This is a genomic window from Flavobacterium sp. DG1-102-2, from assembly GCF_033042555.1.
GTDB lineage: Bacteria > Bacteroidota > Bacteroidia > Flavobacteriales > Flavobacteriaceae > Flavobacterium.
This window is the reverse complement of record NZ_JAWLIK010000003.1, coordinates 1-14,275: the sequence shown is the minus strand read 5'-3', so window position 1 is coordinate 14,275 and position 14,275 is coordinate 1. Positions and strand designations below refer to the sequence as shown.

Annotated in this window: 3 protein-coding genes; all 3 read right to left on the bottom strand. The window is 42.2% G+C overall.

Going from position 1 to position 14,275, the window contains the following annotated elements; all coding sequences use genetic code 11:
- Positions 1 to 2 precede the first annotated feature (2 nt).
- Complete coding sequence (locus tag R1T16_RS05330; RefSeq protein ID WP_317500051.1) at positions 3 to 1,295, bottom strand: gliding motility-associated C-terminal domain-containing protein; 1,293 nt, start codon at positions 1,293 to 1,295, stop codon at positions 3 to 5.
- 35 nt (positions 1,296 to 1,330) lie between these two features.
- On the bottom strand, positions 1,331 to 9,310 hold the full coding sequence (locus tag R1T16_RS05325; RefSeq protein ID WP_317500050.1) for a hypothetical protein: 7,980 nt from the start codon (positions 9,308 to 9,310) through the stop codon (positions 1,331 to 1,333).
- A gap of 90 nt (positions 9,311 to 9,400) precedes the next feature.
- Positions 9,401 to 14,275: hypothetical protein (locus tag R1T16_RS05320; protein WP_317500049.1), on the bottom strand; the 4,875-nt coding region annotated here is incomplete at its 5' end.

Below are 14,275 nucleotides of genomic sequence, written 5' to 3'. Positions count from 1 at the left end.
TATTAGTCTGATCCCAGGTATAGGTATCCTGCTTTTTTAATTTCTCTGGCAGGTATACCGGGTTTTTCATATACGTACTCAATGATGTAGAAATAAGTCCCCGTTGGCAAAATTTTAGTATCGGTTACCGTTGCACGACCATCAGAAAAACCTTTAAAGACATTTCCTACCGTGTCATAATGAGCGGTTTCATACACCTTGACTCCCCATCGGTTATAAATCTGAACCGTGTTGTTAGGAAAGTCTTTAAGGTGGTCAATTACAAAGTAATCATTCTTACCGTCCCCATCCGGCGTTACACCATTATAGATAACAATATCTCCCGGCAGCAAAAGATCGTCTTTAATTCTTGCCAGCGTAAAGATACCATAACCTTTTACCGGTGCAACAGTTGTTACTGTTCCTGTACCTGAAGTTACAGGTGCAGCGATACCGCCTTCATCTACCCATAAGTTTTGCGTCTCATCCCATCGTACTATATGAATTTCCCCCAAAGGCTCAGCAAATATCTCAGGCGGCGTTGTAGCAGCATCCCAACTCAGTGTAAGCATGGCATTAGCCTCTCCCCCTTCTTTCTCAATCTTCCAGTACTCTTTGTTATCAATAACATCAATAACACCAGTCCTGCTTGCGTGAGGATAATCCTCGTTAGAATTTTTCAGATAATATTTGCCCTTAAATGCACTTCCGGCTTCCTGCGTAGCAGAAATAGCAGCATACCTATAGTAACGGGCTTTGGTAATAGTATCCTGATCACCTAAAGGATAGATAAAATCAGTACTTCCATTTTTAACCACAAATCCGTCTACGTGACTTTCATTGTCCACATTGCTGTGGGTTGCACTATTTTCAAATACAATGATTCCCCCGAATACATCATCCTTGACTACTCCTTTAACGAAATCTGCATTACCGCTAACCGAAATATCCCCAAATAAACGGATAGCAGCTTCTGTAGCTGTGTTGTTTGGATTATTGAACAGTACATTATAAAAATCTGCAGGTATGCTGCCGGTAATATTCTGCTGCGTTTTACCTTCAAAACGGCTGTACCCGTTTCCTGCATCAAATGTTGTTATTCCGTCATTATTAAAATTACCTCGAAATATTACTTCCCCGTTGTTTTTATATTCTCCGGTATCCTGATTGTCAAAGTCAGACATAATGGTCATTAGCGTACCCGGCGTAACATGAAGCTCTCCCTGGTTTACCGTCTGGCCGGCATTGCCTGTGTTCTGGGCAAACATAGCTGCCGAAAACATTGCAAACACCATAATTGTTATACTCCTTTTCATTTTATTCTTTTTAAATAAGGCCTCAAACCGCATTATTAGTTTTTAACTCTCTGGTAGATCATTGGGTTTGTGATCACCTTACAATTTTTTGTTGTTACCGCCACTACTGGTGTCGTGCCAGATTCGCAGTTTGCCGTATTTCCGTTTGCCGTGTAAGCATCCAGCGTTGTACGTCTGTAATATCTTGCACTGTGCAGTACAGGCGGCTGATAAGTAACGCCTGTTTCACCCGGTATAACTGCCCATCCTGTAGAGCCGTTTAATGAAACTTCCCATCTGTATGTTATCGTTCCAGATCCTGTTCCCGCACCTGTTGTTGCAGAGCCTAAAACTGCCGGTGTTGTATCCATACAAATATTTTGTGCAGCTCCTATGCTTCCTGCAGTTGTTTGTGCAGCCACAGAAATTGTTATTGTGTTAGAATATGCCACACAAGAACCTGCCGTAGGTATTGTTACCCTTCTGTAATATGTAGTTACAGTTAATGCGCTCGTTGGTGTATAGCCCGCTCCGTTTGATGTTCCCGAAGCTGTTGCCCATGGGCCTGCTGTATTAGTAGCTGCCTCCCATCTATACGTAAAACCACCAGAGCCGGTTCCTGCTGTAGAGTTATTTAACGCAGCAGGGGTTGTATTGTAACAAATCGTCTGGTTAGCCATGACAGATCCACCTGTTGGTGCTGTAACCACTGCAACGGTTATTGTATTAGAATATCCCTCACAGCTGCCTGATATCGTTGCACGCCTGTATGATGTCGTCATTGCTAATGCACCAGAGAATGTATAATTTGCCGTCGTTACCGTCGTAGCATTCCATGTAGTTCCCCCGTTAGTTGACGTATCCCATCTATAGTTAGTAGTAGCACCTGCTGTACCCGTAAGCGTTGCAGGAGTGTTTCCGCTACATACAGTTTGATCTGCACTAATCGTGCCAGCCGAAGGCAGTGGCGTTACTGTTATCGTTATTGTATTAGAATAAGCTTCCCCAGAACAAGATGCAGATATAGTTACTCTCCTGAAATAGGTTGTTGCAGGTAAAACACCAGGAGAATAAGTTGCTCCGTTATTTGTTCCTATAGCAGTAGCCCACGGACCTGATGCATTTGAGGCTGTCTCCCAACGGTAATTTGTAGACGATCCGGCAACAGATGATGTTAAAGTCGCCGCTGTTGATCCGCTACAAACAGTTTGATCAGCTGCAATAGTACCGCCGGTTGGCGCAGCAGAAACTGTAATTGTTACAGTATTGCTGTACACTTCACCATAACATGGACTTGATGTTAAGCCTCGTCTATAATATGTTGTTGCAGCTAAAGCAGCAGAGAATGTAAAATTCTGTGTGGTAACACCTGTATAAGTCCAGGTCGTTCCATCAGTAGAACTATACCAACGGAATGTTCCTGTTCCTCCGCCAGCCCAGCCAGAATCGCCGGTTATAGTAGCGGGAATACTGCCCGCGCATATCGACTGGTCTGCAGAAATACCTCCCGGGTTAGGATATACATTAACACTTATAAACACAACATTAGATGGCGCTGAAGGGCATGATCCATTCATATTAAGCCTCCTGTAATACCTGGAAGATCCAAGTGCACCCGGCTGATAGGTTGCAGAAGTTGCACCTGTTAAGTTTGCCCAATAGCTGTTATCATACGATTCCTGCCATTGGTAACTTGTGCCTCCCGCGCCTGGTGTTACAGATGTTAATAACGCAGGAACAGCATTTCCACAAACATTTTGGTTTGAACCAATACTACCCGGAGTAGGTATTGCCGGTACCGTCATAGTAATTACGTTAGAAGGTACTGTACCTGTACAGTATGTACTTGCTAAATTTGACACACCAAATCTGCGGTAATATGTTGTTACAGTTATAGGAGCAGTAGGCTGATAAACACTATTTTGTGCTCCTGCAATATCTGTCCACGTCATATTATCTGTAGAAACCTGCCATAAATAACGGTTGGCATTTGTACCATTCGTAATATTGATGGTTTGCGGAGGCACATTGCCGCTACAAACTGTCTGGTCGTTACCTATAGTACCACCCGTTGCAACAGTTGCAACATTTATAGCTATTTGTGGACCCCAACCTGAACGACATGCTGTAGTACCATAATTTCCTACGATAAGCCTTCTGTATAAGATGTTTTGCGTCATAGCCCCTGTTGGGGTATAGTTAGCGCCTGTAGCGCCAGCTATATCAGCACTCCAGTTTGCTCCATTATCTGTAGAAGACTGCCATACATAACTTATTGTACCGGGAGCAGGAACCGAACCTGCATCCTGAGAAGTTATAGGATCGGCCGTTGCTCCATAACATATATACTGGTTACTTGACGAAAGGCTTCCCGGGCTGTTAACCTGTCCGGCAACCGTAACCGAAATAGTATTTGTAAATCCTGACTGGCAGTTTGTACCGTTACTGTTAGAATTTGTCAGCCTCTTATAATATCTTGTACCTGTAAGGGTGCTCGGTTCCTGATATGTCTCTGCCGTGGCTCCCCCAATAGGATTAAAATTAGTGTTATCTGTAGACATATACCATTGGTATGTCATAGTACCCGGACCTGTACCTGCTCCACCCGTTGCTGATGTTAGCAATGCCGGTTGAGTGCCAAAACAAATAGTTTGGTTTGCAGCGATACTACCCGGCTGTGGTGCAGATACAGTAACCACAACAGTTGCCGAAGGCATTTCACACACAGTATTCCCAGGCGTGCGGGTTGTCACGGCAACCCTGCGGTAATAAGTAGTTGTACTTACACCAGTTGTAAATGTATAGCTTGCACCATTTGTAGTTCCAGTAGGTATTACAGCCCATCCGGTATTACCGCCGGCAGAATATTCCCATCTGTAAGCCATTGCAGTCGTGGGAAGTGCGTTACTTACAGATGCATCTGAAGCATTGGTCAACGGACTTGGCGTAGCGCCAGCACATATCGACTGATTACTGGCCGGTGTTAATGTACCCGGATTAATCTGTCCCTGTACACTTATGGTAACCGTATTTGAAGCCCCGGCTGAACAAATTAATGTACCGCTGGTAGCTGTAGCAACACGCCTGTAATACGTCGTTGCTGTAAGTGCTCCCGGAGTATAACTCTCGGTAGTTACCCCTGTAGAAGACCATGGGCCGCCTGTATTAGAAGCTGACTCCCATAAATATGTAATAGTACCTGTACCTGTTGCAGGGCTGCCCGAAACAGTTGTAATGGTTTGGGGTGCGGTATTGTAACAAATAGTTTGGCTTACACCAATAGTACCTGGTGTTGCCGCAGGTAAAACTGTTATTAGCACTTCTGCAAAAGCCTCACACGTTACACTGTTTGCAGTATTTATTGTATAACGACGGTAACGAATTGTTGATGTAAGATTACCCGGAGTATAACTAGCTGTGGTCTGTCCAATAGGCGAAAAACTTCCTCCTGTAGCTCCCGCAGCAGATTCCCATCTGTATGTTACACCTCCTGCGTTAGAAGAACCATTTGACGTCCCACCTAAAGTTCCCGGAGATGTATTATTACAAATTGTTGTATCAGGGCCAATAGTTCCCGGATTAATAGTGGTAACATCAACATGAATATCTCCAGAACTCTTAGAACCACACTGGTTAAAAGCTAAACGCTGAAAATAGGTTGTAGCCGTTAACGGAAAAGTCGTGTAAGTGGCAGAATTGGCTCCAGGAATATCAACCCAGTTAAAAGGGCTGCCGGTCGTAGAGTACTGCCATTGATAGCTGGTGAAATTTCCTCCACTTAAATTATTGTTAAGAAGAACAGTTGTGCCAGAACATGCTCTTGAGGCACTGGCACTAATAGTACCTGCAGTTAGAAAAGGAGGTAATGAAACCGTTACAATGTTTGAAGGCCCCGCAGTACAATCAACACCATTTTGTGTAGAAATAGTATAGCGACGATAACTCGCATTTGTTGTAAAAGGATTTATAGTAAGTGTAGGTCCCGTTTCTCCAGTTATAACAGTATATGTTCCTCCGGGATTACCAGCAGTTTCCCAACGATACGTGATAGATCCTGAGCCTGTACCTGAAACGTCTGATGCAATAGTAACACTGGTTCCCGGACAACCGATAGCTGGTCCCGATATAGAGCCCACTCCTACATTATCCTGCACTGTTATCATGATTGGTGTAGGGGCAGGCGATTCGCATGCGTTACCATTTATCGTAGAGATAACAATACGACGGAAATATCTTGTTGCAGTAAGCGCCGGCGACGTATAACTTACCCCGTTAGATGTTCCTGCTGCTGTTGTAAAAGGCCCTGCTGCATTTGCCGAAGATTCCCAACGATAGGTAATCGTAGTGCCTGTAGCAGGTGTAACTGCAGAACCCACTATTTGTCCCGGTGCAGTGTTATAACATATTGTCGTTGCAGCAGGCGGTGTCATTGTACCTGCACTTATAGCAGGCTGAAAAGAGACATATACTACATTACTGTATAGAGAACCACACGCTGTTGTAGTCGTTCTACGGCGATAGTAGCCTGTAACAGTTGGGGTGTAATTCTGCTGGCTGGTCGCAGCGGCATTACCCACAGCATTAGACCAACCTGTAGCAGTTGTTGGATTAGCGCCTGTAGCCGATACCTCCCACTGATATGTAAATGCATCTACACTCGATGCGGCTGTACCCGTAATAGGCGATGCAGCGCCACCGTTACATATATTTTGCGCGCCCGTAATTGTGCCCGCATCGGTTTGCGGTTTAACAATTATAGTAACAACGTTAGAAGGGTCAGATTCACAAGTCAATAACGGAGTAATACTTGTACTAATATTTATACGCCTGTAACGTTTTGAAGTAGTTAAGGGCCCTGGTGAGTAGTTTGCACCATTAGATGTTCCCGGCGCAGTACTCCATGAACCTCCAGATGTACCTTCAGCTACTTCCCAACGATATTGTATACCATTACCGTTTGCACTAGCAGTTAATTGAGCCGGCGCAGTATTGTAACAAATTGTCTGCGTTGTACCTATAGTACCCGGTGTTGGGGTAAGTACAGTTACATCTCTTGTTCTTCTGTTTGACGTATTACAGCCATTGCTTATCCTACGGCTAAATCTAGTTGTTACTGTTAAAGGAGTAGTAGGTGTATATGAGCTGCTAGCCGGATTTGCATCCTGAATCAAGGTATATGTAGCACCTCCGTCTGTTGAATATTCCCAAATATAATATCCTGGATCTCCGGCATCTGTATTAGAAAGCGTACCGGGAACTGTATTACTACATACTGTAGTAGGCGTAGTAGTAAAATTACCACGATCAGGTGTATTATTTGTATTATTAGGACCTACATAAGCCACCACAACATTACTGGGATTACTACATGTATTTCCAGAAACCGTATATCTTATAACACGGCGAAAATAACGTGTTGCCGATAAACTTGGGCTATCGTATGTAGCACTAGTAGTACCACCTCCAGATATATCTGTCCAGTTAGTTGTTCCATCATTAGATATCTGCCATTTATAAGTATAGGCAATACCATCAATTGTACCTGTAGTGCCACCAGTAATATTGGTAAATGCATTAGGGTCAAAAGTAGTACAACCCGATTGTGAATTCCCTATAAGACCCGGTGTAGGAATAAATACTTTTACAAAATTACCCGGACCTGTACATGTCTTACCGTTTGCAGTTAGTGTAACAAGTCTCCTGAAATATGTTGTTTCTGTTAGTGCAACAGATATATAATTTTGACCTGTAGCTCCTGATATTGTTGTAAACGTACCTCCTTCGGTTGCACTTTGCCACGCATACGTTGCTCCGGTTACAGCTGTACCACTTACCAAGACGGTGCTTCCAGGACATGTAGCTGGAGATACTACAGATATTGAGCCTGTAGATGATGGTCCAACAATTACTGTAATTGGTGTTTTCGGACCTTCACAATCTCCATTTACCTGGCTAACATAATACGTATAGGTTCCTGAAGCACCTGTGTAAGGTTTAATTGGAAATTCAGAAGAAAATCCATTAGCCGTCATATACCATCTAAGGGTATTAGAACCTGTAGCTGTTGCAGTAAGTAACGGTGCATCTTCATCAACACAATAGTTCAATGTACCAGGAGGAACTGTAGGTGCAGCAGGTTTAATATACATATTAATGCTGGCGTTATTGTTAGCCTGGTTATCCGTTGTCTCTATAGACTGGCCATAGTTATAATCGGTAAATAACAGTGCTGTGGTAGTATCAACATAGCTTGTTGTACCCGTAGATGGTTGTACAGTATACGTTACCGGATATGGATAGGTACTTCCTGAACCTAATGTTTGTGCTGAACCATCTGCCGCTGTTCCACGCGCAATATATCCAATTGTTGTATACCCATTAGAAGGTGTATTATTCAGTATGATCTTAGACCATCGTGCAGTAACATCACTATTTACAGGATCAGCCTGTGAACCTGCAAAACCACCCGGTGTAGAACTGTCATCATAAGTATACCCGGGAGGTACCACATTATAAAAAGCGACCCTGGTACCGTTTATTCCTAATCTTCTGTAAGAAGTTGCTACAGCACCATTATTAGAAACGTATACTGTAAATTTAGGTATAGCAGGTGAAGTAATACATTGCTCAGTTACCATCTTTGTAAGCAAAAGGTCAACATTTTCGGCAGTTACCGGTGTCCTTACTATAGATGTATTATTATTTAAGTCTTCATCTAATGGTGGTATTGCAGAAGCCGTATTTTGAAGTATACTGCCATCAGGAAGTGTATATAGCCTTCCCACAATTGTAATATAGGCAGTTGTGTTTGCAGCCAATACCAATGTACCGCTAATTTCATTAGTGGTTAGCGATGCGACGTTAGGCATTGCAGCAGTTACAAATCCAGATGTAGTAATGGATGTTATATCAAATCCAGATGTTCCTTCAGGTATAAGATTTCCATACGAATCAGTTATCCTGTCTGTAAATTCAATTTGAGGTATCTCAAAATTAGTATCATTAGTTACCTCAATAGTATAGGTAATAGTACTGTTTGCCGCATTATTTGTTCTTAATATATCTTTATCTGCTCTTTTAACAATACGAAGGTTACCCGGTGTTGTAACAAGAAGGTTCCTTATTTCATGATAGTTAACACCACCACCGGTAGATGCCGCAAAGCCAAGCTTTAATAAGCCGGGAGGTACATCTGTTGTAGTATAATCTGTAACATAAACAAAAGCACCTGTTGGGCTTGTTTTCCATCTAACGATAACATTATAGTATATACCTGCTGCGTCAAGACGTGTTATCTCTAACTGAACCCTTCTGTAAAACTGAGCGTCGGTAGGTCTCGTTGTTGTTACCGTATTATAATCGAGCGCATTTTGCGTTGCCACCCCTGTTGTAGTAGTAACATCTCCATAAGAAAAAGTTACTCCTGAATCTGCTGTAGTTATAGTTTTACCTGCCAAAAACCTGTTTGTAGTACTTGTACTTGCTGTTGTAGGCCCTCTAAGAGCAACAGCATTAGGTCTGTAACCGGGACCACCTATCCTGCCCTCGGTAGGATTTGAAAAGTTACCGTAAGCATCAAGGCCAACACCTACATAACCACCGGCAAGACCCGACCCCCCAATTGGAGCATAACCTAAAGATCCTCCATAACCGCCAAGAGCAAATGTAGAAGATGCATCGTATAAAAACACACCAATACCATCGGCACCGTTGTAAGAATCATTAGTGTTCCTCCACATTTTATATTCAAAGTCAACCAAAACACCAAGTGTAGATGGAAACGACTTATTAACATAAGCATAGCCTTTTTGATTCGATGTAGAATTTGTCAATCGTAACCACCCCGCATTTACAGGGTCATTAACCCCTGATGTAAGGTAAGCTGTTCCTTCTGTACCTCCGCCACCTCCGATAATAATATCGGGATTACCACTGCCCCTAAAATTTTCGGTAATAGCAAACTGTGCAAAAGCAGTCGTATTGCCAAGAGCCAAAAATAAGCCAAGCAGTAAAAGTGCTCTGTACAGAAAATTCATATTATATGTAAGTATATTTTTTACCATAATAAATTTGTAAATCGGTATTACAGGGTATCGCAAAGATACCCTTATAAATAACCAATTAAATTATTTTACCACAAAAAGGATATTCATGAAAGAGGCTTCAGTTCCAGGGCCTATTATAGTATATGTAAGCACACCCGATGCACTAAGCGAAACGCCAGAAAAAACAGTAGTATCATAATAAAGGATGTGATACTCAAGCTCATTTGCATTTTGATAGTAAGGGATTGCTGCAGCACCAGGGCTTGATACAAGCGTTGGGTTACCTGCACCTGTAAATTGGTTTACGTATTCCTGATACAGGTTCTTTGTAAATGTACCGTTTACAGATGTATCAAAAACTACAGATGGCATATAGAATACCTTAGACATTGATGCATTAACAGTCTTAAGAACTCCCTGAGAATCTGCCACAACAACCTTATCTTTTGCTGCACCGGCAGTAGTTGGTAAACTCCTTACCCTAACATTACCGCCTTTAACATCCAGTTTATCGGTAGTATTAGGAACATCTCCAGCCACTAAACCAATACCTACATTACCTGCCTGGTAAATATTTTGTGTATTAGCATTTGCCTGGGTAGTACCTCCCTGCACCTGCCAAGGTTCTATAGCCAAGGTAGATTTATCTGCCCATGTTACAGTTCCTGTGCTTCCGCTTGTAAGTACTTTATCGTTACCCGGAGTTGCCATATCTATGGCAGCTATAGTACCATCTTTAATATCTTCTGATAAAATTGACTCGTTAACTATTTTAGAAGAGTTCACTGAGTTGTCTGCAAGTTTTACTGTAGTAACACCGCCATCTGCTATGTCAAGCTTACCTGTAGATGTATTTTTTACAAGGCCGACACCGGCTACATCTGCATTTATTTTAGTCGCTGTAATACCACCGGTAGCAACGCTTACATTGGCATCTTTTAATAATGCACCTGCGCCTGTACCGCCTATCGCTATAGATGTATCTCCTGCAGAAAGGGTTTTACCAGATGTTATACCGTCAACATTTACATCAAGTGCTCCTGTAGATGTGTTTTTTATTAATCCGACACCGGCAACATTTGAATTAATTTTTGAATTTGTTACAGCTCCCGCTTTGATATCAACCACTACATCTTTTAAAAGTGCTGTAGCTCCGTTTCCACTGATAGAAAGGTCTGTTGATGTTAATGGCTGGCCATTGGTCACATTAGCCGCAGTTGCAGTAGGAGCAGCGTATGTTACACCTCCTGTAAGTGAGTTAACGGTAGCTACAAAACCAACTGCAAATCCTGATGCATCAAGTTTAGCCGCCGTTACATTTTTATCTGCAATGTCAACCGTCTTAACCTCACCATCTTTAATATCTTCTGATAAAATTGACTCATTTACAATTTTAGACGAGTTTACAGAGTTTGCATCAAGATCTGCAAGTTTTACTTCGCCATTTTTAATTTTGTCAGATGTAATTCCATCTGCCGCAACTGCAACAGAAACCGGTTTTAATACCGTTCCTACTCCATTTGTTGCACCGCCAATTGTAACCGAAGTGTCTCCTGCGCTCATGGTAGCTCCGACTATGCTTCCTGATGGTATAGCATTGCTATATGTAACGTTACCATTAATATCTGCAACTGCAATCCTGTCTGCTGCACCAGTACCGGCATCAAGCTTAGTTGCTGTTACATTTTTATCTGCAAGGTCTGCTGTCTTAACCTCACCATCTTTTATATCTTCTGAAAGTATTGACTCATTTACAATTTTAGAAGAGTTTACAGAGTTTGCATCAAGATCAGCAAGTTTTACTTCGCCATTTTTTATATCTTCAGATAAAATCGATTCGTTTGCGATTTTAACTGAGGTTATTCCATTGTCTGCAACACTTATCTGTGCATTTTTTAATAAAGCACTATCTCCGCTCGCTACCAATATTGATATCGGTGTTTCTCCTGTTGGAGAAGAAAGTGTTCCTTTATCAGCAAGGTTTGCTGTGCTTACAGACTGATACGTTACAGTCCCCGTAGAAGTAACGGTTGCTACTTTACCTACATCGGTGGCATCAGCAGTTAACTTTGTCGCAGGAACAGAACCTGTAGCTAAATCTTCTGCTATAATTGTTCCGTTGGCTATTTTTGCCGTTGTAACAGCATTATTAGCAATACCTAGGGTTACGTCTTTAAACGCTGCATCAGTACCACCGCTTACAGTTATCTCCGTACCTCCTGTAACATCTCCACCACCGAAGTTTACATCTGTAGTATCACCGTTTGTAAATGTGTATACTCCTGTTGTAGAATTATAAGTGATATCTGATTTGTTAACTTTTACCTTCACACCGTTTGGCCTGACTAGGGTTACTTTGCCATCAGCCTCATCTATTAAGGTAATATTATTTAGCTGTGTGTTGCCAAAATTAACAATTTGGTCTATTGCTCCCTGAACTGTCGTAGCTGTAAGACCCGATGTCGTATTTACGTAACTAACGTCAGATGCCTTTACTGTTTCATAGGTTACTGTACCATTAGCGTGCGCTGTTGCAACTTTGTTGGCATCAGTCGTGCCATTAGCAGCTAGTTTAATTGCAGTAACAGAACCCGCAGCCAAATCTTCGGCTATAATTGTTCCGTTCACTATGTTTTCCGTCTGAACTGCGTTGTCTGCCAATTTTGCATTTGTTACTGCGTCATCAGCAAGTTTTGCTGTAGTCACTGCACCGTTTGCAAGTTTCCCAGTAGTGATACCACCGTCAGCAACCTTAAGGCTTGTCGCAACAAGAACCGAATTTGTACCACCTGAAGTAACTTCTATAGAAGGAACAGCATCTGTAGTCGTATTTGTATATGCTGTTAAGTCTTTTTTGTCAGCAAGGTTAGCTGTGCTTACATTTTCATATGTAACATTTCCATTTCCGTCTGCTGTCGCAACTTTACCATTGGTTGCTCCTGTTGAATTCAGTTTAATTGCTGTTACATTCTTATCTGCAATATCAGCAGTTTTAACCTCTCCGTCTTTTATGTCTTCCGATAAGATTGACTCGTTTACAATTTTTGAAGAGTCAACTGAGTTTGTATCAAGATCGGCAAGTTTTACTTCGCCGTTTTTAATTTTGTCAGATGTAATTCCGTCAGCCGCAACTGCAACAGAAACCGGTTTTAATACCGTTCCTACTCCATTTGTTGCACCGCCAATTGTAACAGAAGTATCTCCTGCACTCATGTTAGCTCCTGCTATGCTTCCTGATGGTATAGCATTGCTATATGTAACGTTACCGTTAATATCTGCAACAGCAATCCTATCCGCTGCACCCGTACCGGCATCAAGTTTAACAGCTGTTACATTTTTATCTGCAAGGTCCGCTGTTTTAACTTCGCCGTCTTTAATATCTTCTGAAAGTATTGACTCATTTGCAATTTTTGATGAATCTACCGCATTTGCACCAAGTTTAGTATTTGTAACTGCACCTGCATTAATATCTATTATAACATTTTTCAATAGCGCTGTAGCACCATTTGGGCTTATAGAAAGGTCTGTTGATGTTAGCGGTTGTCCGTTTGTAACATTTGCAGCACTAGCACTCGGCGTTTGATACGTTACAGTTCCTGTAGAAGTAACTGTTGCCACTTTACCTACATCGGTGGCATCAGCAGTTAATTTTGTCGCAGGAACAGAACCTGTAGCTAAATCTTCGGCTATAATTGTTCCGTTAGCTATATTCTCTGTCTGAACTGCGTTATCAGCAAGTTTTGCATTGGTTACTGCATCAGATCCTATCTTGTCTGTAGTTACAGCACCATCTTTTATATCAGATGTTTCAACTGCACCAGCAGCTATGTTTTCCGTCTGAACTGCGTTATCAGCAAGTTTTGCGTTCGTTACTGCGTCATCAGCAAGTTTTGCTGTAGTCACTGCACCGTTTGCAAGTTTTCCTGTAGTAATACCGCCTTCAGCGACTTTAAGGCTTGTTGCCACAAGAACAGAATTTGCACCACCTGTTGGAACTTCAATAGAAGGAACAACATCGGTAGTTGTATTAGTATATGCTGTTAAGTCTTTTTTATCAGCAAGGTTAGCTGTGCTTACTGGCTGGAATGTTACAACTCCATTACCATCTGTTGTGGCAACACTGTTAGCAGGTGCTGTTCCTCCAGTAAGTTTATCTGCCGTTACATTTTTATCAGCAATATCTGCCGTTTTAATTTCGCCGTCCTTAACATCAGCAGAAGTTATTGATTCGTTAATTATTTCAGCCGAACCAATAGCATTATCTGCCATTTTAGCATTAGTAATAGCATTGTCTTCTATACCAAGGGTTACATTCTTAAATACCGAGTCTACACCATTACCTACAGTAATCTCTGTACCTCCTGTAATATCGCCTGTCGCGATAGCAGCAGTATCAACCTGCAACGCTCCAGATGCATCCTGTGTTAAGCCTGTTCCCGCAACATTAGGGTTTATCATTGCAGCTGTTACACCATCAGTAGCAATTTCTAAAGCGCCTGAAGCTGCCTGAGAAAGGCCTGCTCCGGCAACATCTGCATTAATTTTAGCCGCTGTTACCGCATCATCTGCAATTTTAGACGTTATCACAGCGTTTGGTGCTAATTTGGCATCTGTTACTGCTTCCGGTTTAATGTTTACAGTCACTTCCTTAAGTAAAGCTGTTGCCCCTTCAGGAGCACTTACACTAAGATCGTCAGATAAAAGTGCTTTTCCGTTAGCAAGGTTATCTGCATTTAGCGGCTCATAAGTTACTACCCCGCCTGTACCTACAGTAGCCACATTGCCAGGAGTAGCACCTGTAGCGTCAAGCTTTATAGCCGTTACTGCATGGTCTTTTATGTCAGAAGTCTCAACTGCACCAGCAGCGATGTTTTCTGTTTGCACTGCGTTATCAGCCAATTTTGCATTGGTTACTGCATCGGGTCCTATCTTGTCTGTAGTTACAGCACCATCTTT